The sequence below is a fragment of the Streptomyces sp. NPDC006174 genome (genome assembly GCF_040614075.1).
Lineage (GTDB): Bacteria > Actinomycetota > Actinomycetes > Streptomycetales > Streptomycetaceae > Streptomyces.
The window spans coordinates 20,814-36,561 of record NZ_JBEXTJ010000012.1 but is presented as its reverse complement, the minus strand read 5'-3'; the positions used below and the strand labels follow the sequence as shown (position 1 = coordinate 36,561).

The 15,748-nt window shown below is 70.9% G+C and carries 18 protein-coding genes; 8 read left to right on the top strand and 10 right to left on the bottom strand.

Annotated features, from left to right (window positions below; genetic code table 11):
* Positions 1–13: 13 nt before the first annotated feature.
* Both ABZ267_RS25330 and ABZ267_RS25325 read left to right on the top strand, forming a co-directional pair.
* Positions 14–526 carry a DinB family protein gene (locus tag ABZ267_RS25330; protein WP_356751208.1) on the top strand — a complete coding sequence of 171 codons (513 nt, stop codon included), beginning with the start codon at positions 14–16 and terminating at the stop codon, positions 524–526.
* Between the two features lie 141 nt (positions 527–667).
* Complete coding sequence (locus ABZ267_RS25325) at positions 668–1,153, top strand: hypothetical protein (RefSeq protein WP_356751210.1); 486 nt, start codon at positions 668–670, stop codon at positions 1,151–1,153.
* Positions 1,154–1,252: 99 nt separating this feature from the next.
* On the opposite strand, the gene ABZ267_RS25320 is transcribed toward ABZ267_RS25325, so the two are convergent.
* The 7 genes from ABZ267_RS25320 to ABZ267_RS25290 all read right to left on the bottom strand — a co-directional run bounded on the left by ABZ267_RS25320 (position 1,253) and on the right by ABZ267_RS25290 (position 7,349).
* Entirely contained in the window at positions 1,253–1,753 is a 501-nt protein-coding gene (locus ABZ267_RS25320) for a hypothetical protein (protein ID WP_356751212.1), read from the bottom strand.
* 110 nt (positions 1,754–1,863) lie between these two features.
* Positions 1,864–2,547: a uracil-DNA glycosylase gene (locus ABZ267_RS25315; protein WP_356751214.1), complete on the bottom strand. Its 684-nt coding sequence runs from the start codon at positions 2,545–2,547 to the stop codon at positions 1,864–1,866.
* Between the two features lie 101 nt (positions 2,548–2,648).
* The gene (locus ABZ267_RS25310; RefSeq protein WP_356751216.1) at positions 2,649–4,229 is read right to left on the bottom strand and encodes an ABC transporter substrate-binding protein; all 1,581 of its coding nucleotides are present in this window, start codon (positions 4,227–4,229) and stop codon (positions 2,649–2,651) included.
* Positions 4,230–4,347: 118 nt separating this feature from the next.
* Entirely contained in the window at positions 4,348–5,103 is a 756-nt protein-coding gene (locus ABZ267_RS25305; RefSeq protein ID WP_356751217.1) for an SDR family oxidoreductase, read from the bottom strand.
* Between the two features lie 20 nt (positions 5,104–5,123).
* Positions 5,124–5,885: a 3-oxoacyl-ACP reductase FabG gene (fabG, locus tag ABZ267_RS25300; RefSeq protein WP_015607234.1), complete on the bottom strand. Its 762-nt coding sequence runs from the start codon at positions 5,883–5,885 to the stop codon at positions 5,124–5,126.
* A gap of 205 nt (positions 5,886–6,090) precedes the next feature.
* A complete protein-coding gene (locus tag ABZ267_RS25295; protein ID WP_356751219.1) occupies positions 6,091–6,474 on the bottom strand; it encodes a DUF3037 domain-containing protein in 384 nt (127 codons plus the stop codon).
* Entirely contained in the window at positions 6,471–7,349 is an 879-nt protein-coding gene (locus ABZ267_RS25290) for a HipA family kinase (RefSeq protein ID WP_356751221.1), read from the bottom strand. Before ABZ267_RS25290 ends, ABZ267_RS25295 begins: the two co-directional genes overlap by 4 nt.
* Before the next feature lie 299 nt (positions 7,350–7,648).
* Between ABZ267_RS25290 and ABZ267_RS25285 the strand changes: the two genes are divergently transcribed.
* Positions 7,649–9,184: a S8 family serine peptidase gene (locus tag ABZ267_RS25285; protein ID WP_356899726.1), complete on the top strand. Its 1,536-nt coding sequence runs from the start codon at positions 7,649–7,651 to the stop codon at positions 9,182–9,184.
* Positions 9,185–9,250: 66 nt separating this feature from the next.
* Here ABZ267_RS25285 and ABZ267_RS25280 read toward each other — a convergent pair whose 3' ends face one another.
* Positions 9,251–9,811 (bottom strand): VanZ family protein, encoded by a 561-nt coding sequence (locus ABZ267_RS25280; RefSeq protein ID WP_356756816.1) that lies wholly within the window; start codon positions 9,809–9,811, stop codon positions 9,251–9,253.
* Positions 9,812–9,961: 150 nt separating this feature from the next.
* Between ABZ267_RS25280 and ABZ267_RS25275 the strand changes: the two genes are divergently transcribed.
* The 3 genes from ABZ267_RS25275 to ABZ267_RS25265 all read left to right on the top strand — a co-directional run bounded on the left by ABZ267_RS25275 (position 9,962) and on the right by ABZ267_RS25265 (position 12,383).
* A complete protein-coding gene (locus tag ABZ267_RS25275) occupies positions 9,962–11,200 on the top strand; it encodes a histidine kinase (protein ID WP_356756814.1) in 1,239 nt (412 codons plus the stop codon).
* Entirely contained in the window at positions 11,197–11,847 is a 651-nt protein-coding gene (locus ABZ267_RS25270; protein WP_356756812.1) for a response regulator transcription factor, read from the top strand. The genes ABZ267_RS25275 and ABZ267_RS25270 overlap by 4 nt, the downstream gene beginning before the upstream one ends.
* Before the next feature lie 89 nt (positions 11,848–11,936).
* Complete coding sequence (locus tag ABZ267_RS25265) at positions 11,937–12,383, top strand: Rieske (2Fe-2S) protein (RefSeq protein ID WP_356756820.1); 447 nt, start codon at positions 11,937–11,939, stop codon at positions 12,381–12,383.
* Here the strand turns inward: ABZ267_RS25265 and ABZ267_RS25260 are convergent.
* A complete protein-coding gene (locus ABZ267_RS25260) occupies positions 12,370–13,041 on the bottom strand; it encodes a cysteine hydrolase (RefSeq protein ID WP_356756810.1) in 672 nt (223 codons plus the stop codon). The two genes, ABZ267_RS25265 and ABZ267_RS25260, sit on opposite strands and share 14 nt — an antisense overlap.
* 133 nt (positions 13,042–13,174) lie before the next feature.
* Between ABZ267_RS25260 and ABZ267_RS25255 the strand changes: the two genes are divergently transcribed.
* Positions 13,175–13,648 (top strand): pyridoxamine 5'-phosphate oxidase family protein, encoded by a 474-nt coding sequence (locus tag ABZ267_RS25255; RefSeq protein WP_356756808.1) that lies wholly within the window; start codon positions 13,175–13,177, stop codon positions 13,646–13,648.
* Here the strand turns inward: ABZ267_RS25255 and ABZ267_RS25250 are convergent.
* Entirely contained in the window at positions 13,605–14,570 is a 966-nt protein-coding gene (locus ABZ267_RS25250; protein WP_356756806.1) for a LysR family transcriptional regulator, read from the bottom strand. The two genes, ABZ267_RS25255 and ABZ267_RS25250, sit on opposite strands and share 44 nt — an antisense overlap.
* 155 nt (positions 14,571–14,725) lie before the next feature.
* Between ABZ267_RS25250 and ABZ267_RS25245 the strand changes: the two genes are divergently transcribed.
* Positions 14,726–15,727, top strand: coding sequence for a DMT family transporter (locus ABZ267_RS25245; RefSeq protein WP_356756804.1), 1,002 nt, complete (start codon positions 14,726–14,728; stop codon positions 15,725–15,727).
* Positions 15,728–15,748 lie beyond the last annotated feature (21 nt).

Genomic DNA, 15,748 nt, shown 5'->3' with positions numbered 1-15,748 from the left:
CCAGGATGACCGGATGACTTCCGCAGAACGATCCGAACCCGCCCTCGACGCAGCCGAACGCCCCATGCTGGAGGGCTGGCTGGACTACCACCGCGAGACGCTCGCCATGAAGTGCGAGGGCCTCACGGACGCGCAGCTGCGCGAGGCGTCCGTGCCGCCCTCCGCGCTCACCCTGCTCGGCCTCGTACAGCACCTGGCCGAGGTGGAGCGCTTCTGGTTCCGCGAGATCCTGGCGGGCGAGGAGCTGTCGGACCTCTACTCCACCGAGGAGGACCCGGACGCAGACTTCAAGGTGACGGAGTCCACCACCTGGGCCGGGACGGAGTCCGTGTGGCGGGCGGAGATAGCGGCGGCCCGGAAGAGCGCCGCCGGCTACGGCCTGGACGAATTCTCGCAGGGCGTCGGCTCGGCGGGCGAGCCGTTCAGCCTGCGCTGGATCTACACGCACATGATCGAGGAGTACGCCCGCCACAACGGCCACGCCGACCTGGTGCGGGAACGCATCGACGGCGCGACGGGCGACTAGCCGTTCCGGCCGGCCGCGCTTTCCGACGCCGGCCGCGCCTGGTGAAGCCGGGCCGTGGCGCTGTGCTGACCGGGTCACTCGTGCGGGCCATTCCTCGCGCACGGGCTGCCGTAGGGGCCGCGCGCACCGCAGAGTTACCGCGTGCAGCGAACCAGATTCACCACGAAACTCCTGGTCGGCGTGGCCGTGACCGCCGTCTCCGGGTGCGTGACGGTCGCCCCGCAGGTGGACCCGCACCGGCCTGTGAAGGCGGAGCGCGGCGGACCGGCCCAGGACGTGTTCCCGCAGGTCGTGCAGCCGCCCGGCCGCGAGGCGCTGGAGGCCATCGCGGAGCCGAGCCCGTCACCGGGCCGGCTCGCCTCTCCCGCGCCTCCGTCCGCCGCTCCTCCGCAGAACCGGCGGGCGGCGGAACCCGCGCCGGCGCCCCGGTCACCGGAGCGGACCACGCCACCACCGCGCCGGACACCGCCTCAGCAACTCCCCGGCGTCCCGCGCGGTGTGCTGCCTGCGCTGCCGCAGGCCCGGGGCGTCGGCCCGCACGATGTGTGCGCGCTAGGCCGTGGGTACGGCGGCTGGCCGGCGGGCAGCAGAGAGGCCCGGATCTGCGAGGACACGTACGGCCGCTGAGAGCCGACGGAACCGGGACGGCAAGCCTCCGGGCCGCCCGGGCATCCCCCGGCCGCACTTCCCGCCCGGCCTCCCTCGGCCTCACATCCGCCCCCGGCCTCACGTCCCCCGCATCCGCAGCTCCAGCCGCTCGATGGCCGCCCGCACTCCCCCGTCGTAACCGCTGTACGCGCCCTGCGCGCCGCCACCGCCGTCCTTCAGCCGGTCCGCCGCGTCGCGGGCCTGGCGCAGGTGGATGCGGGCCGCGTCGGGGCGCTGGAGCTTGAGGTAGTCCGCCGCCAGATTGAGGTGGAGCGAGGGATAGAGCGCCTGGACCGCCAAGGAGTCCCGGTGGCCGTCGGGCCGGTCACCGCTCAGCCCTTCGGCGGCCGTCAGCGCCCGCAGGTCCCACGCCAGCTCGTCGCCCGGGTCGTCCTGGGTGTCGGCCATGTAGTGCGCGAGGGTGCAGCGGTGGAGAGCGTCGCCGTTGGCGCCGAGCTCCGACCAGAGGAGGCCGAAGCGGTTGCGGGCCTCCTCCCGGTCACCGCCGTGGAGCAGCATGACCGCCTGGCCGATCCTAGTCATGACGGCGCCCTCGGACGCCTCCTGCTGCTCCACCACTGCGGTCTCCTCTGGCCCGTCCCGGCCGGTCGCGGTCCCGGTCCTTCCCGACGCTAGCGCCGGTCCCGGGCAATACCGCTCAGGCACGGGCTCCACGGCCCGGTCGGTCCTCAGGCGAGGTTCGGGATGCGCCAGTCGATCGGCTGGTGGCCCTGGGCGGCGACGGCCTCGTTGATCTGCGTGAAGGGCTGCGAGCCGAAGAACTTCTTCGCGGAGAGCGGCGAAGGGTGGGCGCCCTTCACCACGACATGGCGCTCCTCGTCGATCAGAGGCAGCTTCTTCTGCGCGTAGTTGCCCCAGAGGACGAAGACGGCCGGGTCGGGCCGGTCGGCGACGGCGCGGATCACCGCGTCGGTGATCTTCTCCCAGCCCTTGCCCTTGTGCGAGTTGGCCTCGCCGGCGCGCACGGTGAGCACCGCGTTCAGCAGGAGGACGCCCTGCTCGGCCCACGGCATCAGATAGCCGTTGTCCGGGATGGGCAGACCGAGCTCCTGCTGCATCTCCTTGTAGATGTTGCGCAGGGAGGGTGGCGTCTTCACGCCGGGCCGCACGGAGAAGCAGAGCCCGTGTCCCTGGCCCTCGCCGTGGTACGGATCCTGGCCGAGGACGAGGACCTTGACCTTCTCGTATGGCGTGGCGTCCAGGGCGGCGAAGACCTGCTCGCGCGGCGGATAGACGGGACCCTTGGCCCGCTCCTCCTCGACGAAGTCCGCCAGCTCCTTGACGTACGGCTTCTGCAGTTCTTCGCCGAGGACGCCGCGCCAGGACTCGGGCAGCAGGTCGATATCGGTCACGTCCACAACCTCCGGTGAGCAACAGGTTCTTGATCCCAGAACCTACCGCCCGCCACTGACAACGGGCCCGGAGAGGCGAACTCCCCGGGCCCGTACGACTGCTACCAGCTGGCCTTGCGGTACAGCTCCCACATCTGCATGACGGTCTGCGGGTCCAGCGCGCGCTCGCCGCCGCCGATGTCCTCGCCGGAGGCCACGTACAGCTTGCCCTGCCAGAGCGGCAGCAGCCGGACGTCCTCGACGAGGATCTGCTGGGCCCGTTCGAACTGCTTGCTGACCGCGCCCCGGTCGCTCTCCTGCCGCGTGGCGGGGATCAGCTGCTGGGTGATCTCCTTGTTGCGGTAGGGAGTTCCGGTGACGCTCTCCTCGCCGACGAACGGGGCGATGAAGTTGTCCGGGTCCGGGAAGTCCGGGAACCAGCCACGGCCGAAGACCGGGTACTCGCCCTGCGTGAAGCCTTCCTGGAAGGTCTTCCAGGGCGCGCTCTCCAGCGTGATGTCGAAGAGGTCCGACTTCTCCAGCTGCCGCTCCAGCTCCTCGAACTCGGGCTGCGTGGAGGAGCCGTACCGGTCGGAGGTGTACCAGAAGGTCATCTTCACCGGCTCGGTGATCCCGGCCTCGGTGAGGATCTTCTTCGCCTTCTTCACATCCGGGTCGCCGAAGGTGTCGAAGAAGCTGGTGGTGTGCCCGGAGATGCCCTTGGGGATCATCGAGTAGAGAGGCTCCGCGGTGCCCCGGTAGACCTTGGCGACCAGCGCGTCGCGGTCCACGATGTGCGCGATGGCCTTGCGGACGGCGGGCTTGGCGGAGGCCGGGTCCTTCGGGTTGAAGACCAGGAAGCGGATGTCGGCGCCGGTGGTCTCGATGATCTGGAGGCCGTCGTTGCCTTCCTTCTTGTCCTCCAGGCCGACGACCTCCTCGGCGGTCAGACCGCGGTAGGTGGCGTCGATCTCCTTGGCCTTGAGCGCGTCCACCATCTCGTTGGACTTCTCGAAGTACCTGATGGTGACCGCGTTGTTCTTCCGGTTGGCGAAGCCCTTGTAGTCGGGGTTCTTCGTCAGCTCGGCGGAGACACCGGCCTCGTAGGAGTCCAGGAGGTAGGGGCCGGAGCCGGTGATCTTGCCGTCGTCGCGGATCTTGTCCTTGGGGTAGTCGCCGGGGGCGACCAGGGACATGGCGGGCGTGGCCAGGATGAACGGGAAGGTGGCGTCGGACTTGTTCAGGTGGAAGATGACGGTGTCGTCACCCTTGGTCTCGATCCGGTCGAGCGAGCCGAGCATGCCGGCCGGGCCGCCCTTGAAGTGGATGTCCACGACCCGGTCGATGGAGTGCTTCACGGCCTGGGCGTCGAGCTTCTCGCCGTTGGAGAACTTGAGGTTCTTCTTGAGCGTGCACCGGTAGGCCATGCTCGTGGCGTCGGTGAACGTGCAGGTGTCGGCCGCGTCCGGTTCGGGGCTCGTACTGCCGGTGGGGAAGCTCACCAGGGTCTGGTAGATGTTCCGCATCAGCTCCCAGGAGCCGTCCCAGGCCGCAGCGGGGTCCAGCGTGGACGGGGAGCTCGTCGTCCCGACGGTTATCTTCTGGTTCTCTTCCGACCCGCTGTCGGAAAGAAGACCGCAGCCTGCCAGCAGAGAAAGGGATGCTAGGGCTGCAGCGGCCTGCAGACTGGCCCGGTAGAACACGTGCACGCTCCTCGATCAGCCATGGGTCGGCAGACCATACCGCAGCGCCCCGCCGGAACAATCCGTCGGTCCAGCGGGGCACTTGAGTCAATCAGGGCCAAACCGGTTCAGGCCACTCTCAGCCGACGCCGGCGTTGAGGAAAATTCCTCCGTCGACCACCAGGGTCTGCCCGGTGATCCAGTCCGACTGCGCGGAGGTCAGGAAGGCCGCGGCACCTCCGATGTCCGCCGGCACGCCGAGCCGGCCGAGCGGATAGGCGGCGGCCGCCTCCGCCTCGCGGCCCTCGTAGAGCGCCTCGGCGAACTTGGTCTTGACCACGGCCGGCGCGATCGCGTTGACGCGGACGACCGGCGCGAACTCGTGCGCCAGCTGGGCGGTCAGGTTGATCATGGCCGCCTTCGACATCCCGTACGCGCCGATGAACGGCGAAGGCGCGACGCCGGCGACGGAGGCGATGTTGACGATCGCGCCGCCGTTCTCCCTCTGCCAGGCCTTCCAGGTCTGCTGGGCGAAGCCGAGCGCCGAGATCACGTTGGTCTCGTAGACCTTGCGGGCCACGTTCAGGTCGAGCTCGGCCATGGGGCCGAAGACCGGGTTGGTGCCCGCGTTGTTCACCAGGTGGTCGACCCGGCCGAACGCCTCCATGGTCCGCTCGACCGCCGCCGCCTGGTGGGCCTCGTCGTGGGCCTTGCCGGGGATGGCGATGACCCGGTCGGCACCGAGCCGCTCCACGGCCTCCTTGAGTGCGTCCTCGCCGCGCCCGGTGATGGCCACCCGGTCTCCGCGCGCGACGAACGCCTCGGCGATCCCGTAGCCGATGCCTCGGCTGGCGCCCGTGATGAGGGCGACTTTTCCGCTGTCCTGCACCGTCATGTCGTTCGCTGCCCTTCGGGTCAGTTGAGGGGGCCGCCGGCCACGTAGATGACCTGGCCGGAGACGAAGCCGGCGTCGTCACCGGCGAAGAAGGCGATGGCGTTGGCGACGTCCTCGGGACGGCCGACGCGCTGGACCGGGATCTGGGTGGCGGCGGCCGCCTGGAACTCCTCGAAGCCCATGCCGACCCGGGCGGCGGTCTGCGCGGTCATCTCGGTGACGATGAAGCCCGGCGCGACGGCGTTGGCGGTGACGCCGAACTTGCCGAGCTCCTTGGCGAGGGTCTTGGTGAGGCCCTGGAGACCGGCCTTGACGGCGGAGTAGTTGGCCTGGCCGCGGTTGCCGAGGGCCGAGGAGGAGGACAGCGAGACGATCCGGCCGAACTTGGCCTCCACCATGTGCGCCTGGACGGCCTTCGCCATCAGGAACGCGCCCTTGAGGTGGACGTTCATCACGATGTCCCAGTCGGACTCGCTCATCTTGAACAGCAGGTTGTCGCGGAGCACGCCCGCGTTGTTCACGAGGATCGTCGGAGCACCCAGCTCGGCGGCGACCCGCGCGACGGCGGCTTCCACCTGGGCGCTGTCCGACACGTCGCAGCCGACCGCGAGCGCGGTGCCTCCGGCGGCGGTGATCTTCTCGACGGTGTCCTTGCAGGCCGCCTCGTCGAGGTCGAGTACGGCGACGGCGCGGCCCTCGGCCGCCAGGCGTACGGCGGTGGCGGCGCCGATGCCCCGCGCCGCTCCGGTCACGATGGCGACGCGCTGCTCGGTGGTGGACATGCTTGGTTCTCCTCGCCCTTGGAATCGCGGCTCAGCGGACGTCGGAGCGTCTCCCTCACAGTCCCTTGCGGAGAGACCCCGATGACTGAGCAACCGCTTAGTACCTTCAGCAGACGAGACGCTAGAAGCCCTGGCACCCGGTGTCAACGGCGTACGGCCCGGGAGGCCGCACGTCACACCCGGCGGCGGCCTCCTCGTACCGGAGTCAGCGCACCAGCAGGTCGAGCAGCCGCTCCACCTCAACGGCCGGGTCGGTGGTGAGCCCGGTGTGTACGGCGCCGGGCTGGACGACCGTGGAGCGCGGCGCGATCAGCCAGCGGAAGCGCCGCCCGGCATCGTCGCCGGAGGCCTGGCCGGCGCCCTCACCGCCGCCGCAGACCCCTTCGACCGCGCGGAGAGCGGCCCGTACGCCCACCGCGTCGGCGTGCGGGTCCAGCGCCTTCAGCTTCGCCTCGTCCAGGTGCGTGCGGGCGGCGACGAACGAGTGCGCCCGGCAGTAGACGAGCACTCCGGCGTTGAAGCACTCGCCGCGCTCGACCCGCGGGACGACCCGCAGGAGCGCGTACTCGAAGACATCGCGGCGCGTCATCGGCCACCATCCCGGCCGGTACGGGCGGCTGCCGGAACCGAGGCCTCACCGGGCCGCTGCGGCCGAGGTGGCAGGCGCTCGGTGAGCCAGCCCGGGGCCTGCGAGGGCCGGTTCGCACTCGGCGCGTCCAGCGTGATCCGCTCATGGATGGAGGCGACGCGCGCCAGCAGCGGCGCCACATAGGCCCGGCGCAGCTCGTCGGTGGAGGCGAACCCGGGCTCGTCGGCCAGCCAGGCGTCCGGCACGTCGGCGGCCACCTCGGTCAGCAGCTCCTCGGTGACCAGCGGAGCCAGCTCGGCGGCAGCGGCGGCGATGTCCGGGGCGAAGGGTGCCAGGACATGGTCGGAGGCGTTGTACGGCTTCGCGGCCGAGGCCTCGGCGCCCGGCCAGTTGTGGTGCCAGATCATGGTGGCGCCGTGGTCGATGAGCCAGAGGTCGCCGTGCCAGACCAGCATGTTGGGGTTGCGCCAGGAGCGGTCGACGTTGTTGATCAGCGCGTCGAACCAGACGACCCGGCCCGCCTCCGCCGCGCCGACCTCGTACGCGAGCGGGTCGAAGCCGAGCGAGCCCGGCAGGTAGTCCATGCCGAGGTTCAGGCCGCCGCTCGCCTTGAGCAGCTCCTGCACCTCCTGGTCGGGTTCGGCGAGGCCGATGACCGGGTCCAGCTCGATGGTCACCAGCTCCGGCACCCGCAGCCCGAGCCGGCGGCCCAGCTCGCCGCAGATGACCTCCGCGACGAGCGTCTTGCGGCCCTGGCCGGCGCCGGTGAACTTCATGACGTACGTACCGAGGTCGTCGGCCTCGACGATTCCCGGGAGCGAGCCGCCTTCACGCAAGGGCGTGACATAGCGGGTCGCGGTGACCTCTCTCAGCATTTTCCTGGGCCACCCATCTTCTCCGCCTTGCTTTTCCCGGCCGGTGGCCGTTCGCCCGGTGTCGTCGGTCGGCGACCGCAGGCATGGAGTGAGCATAGTAACCAGGTGATCACCGGCGAAGAGCGCCCGAGCCACACCCCGGACCCGGCGTCCACCTTCGGCCGCACAGGTGCACTCCTCGAACTCACTTGCCCATAGGCGTTGATGGGCCGGGAAGATCGGCGATAGCTTCACTCGTCATGTACGCGACCGAACACGCCAGGTGTCCGGTCGACCGGCACGGATGATGTGGAGAACCCATGGCTCATCTGGCATCGAGACGGACCCGCGCCCTCGCGCTGCCCGTCGGACTCGCGCTCATCGCCTCGCTCGGCTTCCTCCCGACCACCACGGCCACGGCGGCGCCCACCGGCGCACCGGCCACCGCGACTCCGCGCTCCGACGGGCCGAAACTGAGTTACGTCGTCAACACCCGCAGCGGCCACGCGGCCGTCCGGCAGGTGGAGAGGGCCGTCGAGCAGGCCGGCGGCACGGTCGTCATCTCGTACGAGCAGATCGGCGTCATCGTCGCGCACTCCCAGAACCCGGCCTTCGGCGAAACGATCCGCCGCGTACGAGGCGTGCACTCGGCCGGCGCCACCCGCACCAACCCCATCGTGCCGCAGGCCACCAAGGACGTCGGTGCCATGGCGCAACCGCTGACGGAGGCTCAGGCGGCGGCCGCCGCCGCGCAGGCGACGGCGGAGGAGGATCCGCTGGAGCCGTTGCAGTGGTCGCTGCCCGCGATCAAGGCGGACAAGGCCCACCAGAAGTCGCTCGGCTCGCAGCGGGTCACCGTCGCCGTCATCGACACCGGCGTCGACGACACGCACCCCGACCTGGCACCCAACTTCGACCGTGAAGCCTCCGTCAACTGCGTGACCGGCGCTCCGGACACCACCGCCGGCTCCTGGCGTCCGGCGGCGGGCGAGAGCGACCACGGCACGCATGTGGCGGGCACCATCGCCGCGGCGAAGAACGGCTTCGGCGTGACGGGAGTCGCGCCGGGTGTGAAGGTCTCCGGCATCAAGGTCTCCACGCCGCAGGGCTACTTCTACACGGAGGCCGTCGTCTGCGGCTTCCTGTGGGCGGCCGAGCGCGGTGTCGACGTGACGAACAACAGCTACTACACCGACCCGTGGCAGTTCGCCTGCAAGAACGACCCGGACCAGGGCGCGCTGGTCGAGTCGCTCACCCGCGCGGTGAAGTACGCCGAGCGCAAGGGCACGGTGAACGTGGCAGCGGCGGGCAACGCCCGCCACGACCTGTCCCGCACCATCGAGGACCGGTCCAGCCCGAACGACACCGAGCCGGTCACCCGGACGGTCGACCCGCGCATCTGCCCGGACATCCCGACCATGCTGCCGGGCGTGGTGACGGTCGCCGCGACGGGCGCCAAGGGATGGAAGTCCTCGTACTCCAACTACGGCAAGGGCGTCATCGATGTCGCTGCTCCGGGCGGTGACTCGACGGTCTACCAGACGCCGGAGCCGCCGGCCGTCAGCGGGCTGATCCTCTCGACGCTGCCGGGCGGCCGGTTCGGCTACAAGGCCGGTACGTCGATGGCCTCTCCGCACGTCGCGGGCGTCGCGGCCCTGATCAAGTCCCGCCACCCGTACGCCTCACCGGCCGCCGTGAAGGCCCTGCTCGGCCTCCAGGCGGACGCCAAGGCGTGCGGCGCACCGTACGACTACAACGGTGACGGAGTCATCGACGCCGTCTGCGAAGGCGGCACGAACGACAACGGCTTCTACGGGGCTGGTGTGGTGGACGCGCTGGACGCGGTCCGCTGGTAGGTGGATGACCGACCGATGAGCGAGGGTCCGGGGACATTTCCCCGGGCCCTCGCTGTATGCGGCCGGTCAGACCGCGCTGGGCGCCGGTGACACCTTCTCCAGCACGGTGCGTGTGGCGGCCGAGCGCTGTGCGGCGCGCAGGACGGCGTAGCCGAGGAGGCCGCCGAGGGTGTTGGCGATCAGGTCGTTGATGTCGACGGAGCGGCCGTTTCCGAAGGCGATGTACTGCAGCAGTTGGAGGACCTCGATGCCGAGGCTGACCAGTGCGCAGATCACGACGGTGCGGCCGCGGCCGATCCCGGAGAGGAGCAGCGGCAGGAGGAAGCCGAGCGGGACGAACATGATCACGTTCGGAACCATGGAGAGGTCCGCCGTGAGGAACGGGATCGGCTGGAGCTGTCCGATCCACGGCGCCTGGTTGCGGTAGTCCCCGCCGTAGATCCACAGCGGGAAGAAGGTGAGGGAGGCGACCGCCGTGGCGTAGAGCGCGGTGGCGGCGCGGAGCGCCAGCGGGCCGCCGCGCCAGCCGGGAACGCCGCCTCGGTGGCGTACGAGAGCCACGGCGGCGAAGACCGCCAGCGCCGGTCCGAGAACGGCGGCAGTGGGGATCTGGGTCTGGAAGTTCATGGCGGGCTCCTGTGGCGTGCCGGTCGATCGTCGTCAGCGATCGTGTCCGTCGGAGGTGCCCGCGCGGATCTGCCGAAGGACGGAGACCGGCCCCGGGCCCTATGACTTTCGGCGGAGGAGCCCGGCGCGGCGGGTCCGTACGCTGCGGGTATGTACATCGCGCACTTCGGCAGAGGCCCCTCCTGGCTGCGGGGCGTGCTGGTCTGCCTCGGCGTCGGCCTCGTGGGGTCCGTCCTGGCGCTGGCACTCGCCGCCGACTTCCGTACCGGCGTCCACCGCACGGCACTCGCGCCTCAGGTCCGGCTCTCGGCCGCGGCACCGTTCCTGATGGTGCCTGCCTGGGCGGTGCGCCGGCGGCGGGTGGGTCCGGTGGCCTTGGCGGTGGCCGGCGGGATCGCGGGCGCCGTCTCACTCGGGTGCAGCGCGTGGATGCGCCGGGCGGCGGAGCAGCCGGGGTCGTCGGCCGGGCGGGCCGACGCCTACACGCTGTTCGAGATCAGCGCGCTCATCGTGGTGCTGGTCCTCACGGTCCGGTACGGCGCCGCGCGGCCGGCCGCCGCAGCGGCTCCGGTGCTGTCCGCGGCGGTGGTGCTGCGGCCGGTGGCGGTGGAGGTCAGCGAGAACAGCCTCATCGTGGCGCTGTTCTGCACGTTCGCCGTGTGTGCCGCGCTGGTCGGTGCGCTCGTGGCCCGACTGGTGGCGGTCGACCGCCGCCGGCACACCGAGCGGGTGCGCCTCGAACAGCGGCTGGCCTTCGCGCGGGACCTGCACGACTTCGTCGCCCACCATGTGACGGGGATCGTCGTACAGGCGCAGGGCGCGCAGGTGGTCGCGGCGTCGAAGCCGGAGCTGACCGTTCCGGCGCTGGGTCAGATCGAGGGAGCGGCTTCGGAGGCTCTCCGGGCGCTGCGGCACATGGTGAGTGGGCTGCGCACCGAGGCCGCGCCCGTACCGGCGGGAGGGGTGGAGCAGCTGCGCGCGCTGGTGGCGGCGTTCGCTCCGTACGAGAACGGACCGTCGGCCCGTCTCCATGAGGAGGGTCCCGTCGGCGGCCTGCCCGTGTCGGCCATGGCGGTCGTGCACCGGGTCGTCATGGAGTCGCTGACCAATGTGCGCAAGCACGCGCCGGAGGCCCGGCAGGTGACCGTGACGCTCAAGGTCCTCTCCCGTACCGCCGAACTCGACATCGTCAACGACCGGCCAGGCCCGGGAGCACCGGCGCGAGCGGGATACGGTCTGCTCGGGCTGGAGGAACGCGTCACCGCCGAGGGCGGCACCTTCCGCGCGGGTACGGTCGGCCGGGAAGAGTGGCGGGTGAGCGTCCGGATCCCGTTCGAGAGCGTGGAGCGCCGGACGCCGTTCGCGGGCGTGGAGAGGGAACGTCCGTGATCCGGGTCCTTCTCGCCGACGACCAGGAGATCGTCCGCACCGGTATGGCCATGATCCTCTCCGCCGAGGACGACATCGAGGTGGTCGCCCACGCCCAGGACGGCGTCCACGCCGTGGAGATGGCGGCCCTGCACCGGCCGGACGTCGTGCTCATGGACATCCGGATGCCGCGCCTGGACGGCCTGGACGCTCTGATCCGGCTCACCCGCCCGCACATCGCGCACCGGCCGCAGGTCGTCATGGTGACCACCTTCGACGACGAGGAGTACCTGACCCGCGCGGTGGAGGCGGGCGCGGCCGGATTCATCCTCAAGGACTCCGGTCCACGGCTGCTCGCCGAGGCGGTACGGGCGGCCGCGGCCGGTGATTCACTGGTCAGCCCGTCCATCACCGTGCGGCTTCTGCGACGGCTCCGTACGGCCTCCTCCAGGCCCGAGCCCGCCGGCCGGCTCTCGCCGCGCGAGAGGGAGGTCGTCGTGCTGCTGGCCGAGGGCCTGACCAATGCCGAGATCGCCGCGGCCCTGTTCATCACCGTGGGCACGGTCAAGACCCATCTCACCAACGTGCAGGCCAAGCTCACCGCCCGGAACCGCGTCGAGATCGCCGCCTGGGCCTGGCGCACCGGCCTCGTGGGACGCGGCACCTGAGCGTTTCCCGGATGCCTTCGCTGAACACCGGCGCCCCGCTCTCCGTATCCATGCCCGAAGCCATGGACACCGATGAAGGGAATGCCACGATGAGCGCACCGCAGGAGCGCGACAACCTCCTCGAACGCCGCACCGTCGTCCTGGCGGTGGGAGCGGCCGGGGCGGCTGCCGCACTCACCGCGTGCGGAGGTTCGGACGGGCCGGGCGGTTCGGAGTCGGTCGAGCAGCCGGGGAGCGGCGGCGCGGGCGGGGCCGTCCTGGCGAAAACCGCCGACATCCCCGAGGGCGGCGGGGTCGTCTTCGCCGCGCAGAAGGTCGTGGTGACCCAGCCGAGCGCCGGTGAGTTCAAGGCGTTCTCGGCCACGTGCACCCACCAGGGCTGCGCGGTCAAGGACGTCACGGACAACGTCATCACCTGTCCCTGCCACAACTCGACGTTCGACGCGGCGACCGGCAGCCCCACCGCCGGGCCCGCCACGCAGCCGCTGCCCGCGCGGGAGATCTCGGTGGAGGGCGGGTCGATCACGCTGGCGTAGGCCGGCCGCTCCGTCTGCGAGGCGCCTTCCAGCAGCCTAGGATGTCGTCGGTGGTGGCGATGGTGGCGACCAGGGCGAGCGTGTTGCGGATCATGGCGGGGGTGTACTCGGCGGGCACTCCCGCGATCGCGTCGGCCGGGACGACGGCCGTGTAGCCGAGGTTGACGGCGTCGAACACGGCATTGGGGATCGCGACGTTGGCCGAGACGCCGGTGACGACGAGCGCGCGGCAGCCGAGGTTACGGAGGAGCGCGTCCACATCGGTCCCGGCGAGCGGCGAGAGCCCGTGCAGTCGTCGTACGACGAGATCCTCGTCCGCCACCTGGACGGGCGGTGCGACCCGTACGGCGGTGGTGCCGGTGTGCTGCTGGACCGGGAGCCGGGCGGCGGCGCGGAAGAGCCGGGCGTTGCTGCTGGCGCCGCGTCCGTCGGGGCGGCTCTCGGCGACGGCGTGCATGACCTGGACCCCGCCTTCGTGAGCGGCGGCGACCAGCCGGGCGATGTTGTCGAGCGCGCCGGAGGACCGTGCGGCCGCGGCGAGTTCGGGCAGCGCGCTGTCCGGACCTACGACGCCCTGCTGGCATTCGACGGTCAGGAGTACGGTGGTGGCGGGGTCGAGCAGCGCGGTGAGCCGTTCCTGCGCTTGCCTGGAGACCACGGCGGCTCCTCCTGCCTGTTCCCGTTGCGTCGGCGGGAAGGAGCCTCCATGATTTCTGACAGTACGTCAGATGACAAGGGCGGTACGGCAGATGGCTGAGGCCGTACGTCACACGGCAAGAGGAGGAGCCCGCATGACCGACACCCAGCGACGCGGCCGCCGGATCATGATGACCGCGGAGGAGCGGGACGCCTACCTCGGCGAGCAGCGCACCTGCCGGGTCGCCACGCTCGCCGCCGACGGCCCTCCGCACATCGGCGCGCTCTGGTTCGTCTGGGACGGCACCTCGCTCTGGCTGTACTCCATCACCCGCAGCCTGCGCTGGTCCCAGCTGCGCAAGGACCCGAGGATCGCGGTGGTGGTCGACGACGGAGAGGCGTACGAGGAGCTGCGCGGCGTGGAGCTGTCCGGTACGGCGGAGTTCGTCGGAGAGGCGCCGCGCACGGGCGAGCCGTGTCCCGAACTCGACGTACCGGAACGGCTGTTCCCCGCGAAGTACTTCGGGATCGCGGAGATGCCGCACGACGGCCGGCACGCCTGGCTGCGGCTCACACCGGACGCCGTCACCTCGTGGGACTTCCGCAAACTCGCGGCGCTCGGGCGGTAGTCACCGCCTCGCAAGCTCCGGCCGCCACCCGCGCACCCGCCGTCCGCAACGCTTCCACCGCGGCCCGGACCGAGGGGCGGCGGTCGGCGTCGGTGCGCCAGACGGCGTGGATGTGGCGGCGCATGGTCTGCCGCACCGGCACCAGAGTGACCCCGTCGGGCACGGGACCGCGGCCCAGCCGAGGCGCCACACAGATGCCGAACCCGGCGGCGATCAAGGCGAGTTGCGTATGGTGCTCACCGGCCAGATGGGAGATGCGCGGCTCGATGCCACGGGAGCGCAGGGTGAACATGAGCCACTCGTAACAGAATTCGCCTTCCGGCCAGGAGACCCACTCGTCCTGCGCGAAGTCCTCCAGCTCCACCTCGGACCGGCCGGCCAGCGGATGTCCGGCCGGCATGGCGATGTCCGGTGCGTCGTCGAGGAGTTCGGCCTTGGACAGGCCACCGGGGACAGGTAGCCGCTTGTTGCTCCAGTCGAGCGCCACCGCCACGTCGACATCGCCTCGCAGCACGGCCTGGAGCCCTTGCTCCGGCTCCAACTCGCGCGTATGAACCTTCAGTTCGGGATGCTCCGCGCGCAAGGCGGTGAGCGTGGCGGGCAGCAGTCCGCGTGCCGCGGTGGGGAACGCGGAGAGCGTCACCTCACCGACCACCTCGCCGCGCTGGGCCTCGATGTCGGACTGGGCCAGCTCCACCTGCGACAGGATCCGCGCGGCGTGGTCCGCGAGCAGCCGGCCCGCGTCGGTGAGGCGGACACCGCGGCCGCTCCTGGCGAGCAGCTGCTGGCCGACCTCACGCTCCAGCTTGGCCATCTGCTGCGAGACCGCCGACGTGGTGACGTGCAGACCTCCGGCGGCCCCGCTCACCGAACCGTGCCGAGCGAGGGCGTCCAGGGTGCGCAGCCGCTCCAGATTCAACATGAGCCCTCCAGGTATCGACGTAGGCGCTCCAGGTTCACCATGTCCGCTCCGGGGTCAACGCGCCCGCTCCGGAATCCGACATGTAAGCGATGCTACGCGAACACGCACAGAAACTCTCGCTTGTTCTAAGCAGTACTGTTCGCCATCGTTGAGCCATGAGCGCCCCTTGCCAGCAGCCCGCCGCCCCTGCGACCGCTTCCGTACCCCCACCTCTCGTATCCGACGCGCCGCGCCCGGCCTTCGACTGGCGGATCCGCTTCGCCGCGCTCTCGCTGATCTGGGGGTTCAGCTTCCTGCTCATCAAGGTGGGCACCGAGGGGTACGCGCCGTTCCAGGTCACGCTCGGCCGGCTGCTGGCCGGAACCGCCGTCCTGGCCGTCGCGATGGCGATGCGCCGTGAGCGGCTGCCGCGCTCGGCCCGGACCTGGGGACACATCACGGTGGCGGCGTTCTTCCTCAACGCACTGCCGTTCTCGCTCTTCTCCTACGCCGAGCTGACGATCCCCTCCACGCTCGCCGGCATCTGCAACGCGACCTCGCCGCTGTGGGGCATGGCCCTCTCGGTGGTCGCGCTCTCCGAGGACCGTCCGACCCGCCGCCGCGTCGCGGGCCTGGGCGTCGGCTTCCTCGGCGTACTGACGGTCCTCGGCGCCTGGCAGGGCTTCTCCGGCCTGGACCTGGCCGGTACGGGAATGGCGCTGCTGGCCTCGTTCAGCTACGCGGTCGGCTGGATCTACGTCCGCCGTACGCTGGCGGGCACCGGCTCCTCGACGCTGACGCTCACCGGCAGCCAGCTCTTCGTCGGCACGCTGCAACTGGCCGTGGTGACGCCGGTGTTCACCTCGGCTCCGGACACGTTCCCGCTGCTGCCCACGCTCTCGGTGCTGGCGCTCGGCGCACTCGGCACGGGGCTCGCGGTGCTGCTCCAGTACGGGCTGGTCCAGGAGGTCGGCCCGACGACCGGCCAGCTGGTCACGTACTTCATCCCGGTGATCGCCACGGCGGCGGGCGTGACCCTGCTCGGCGAGCAGCTGACCTGGAACACGCCGGTAGGCGCGGTGATCGTGCTGGCCGGAGCGGCGCTCACGCAGAGCCGGCCGTCGGCCGTACGGCCCCGTACAGCGGTCGACCGTACGAAGCGTCTCAGCCGTACGTGACCGGCGCGTACGGCTGAACAC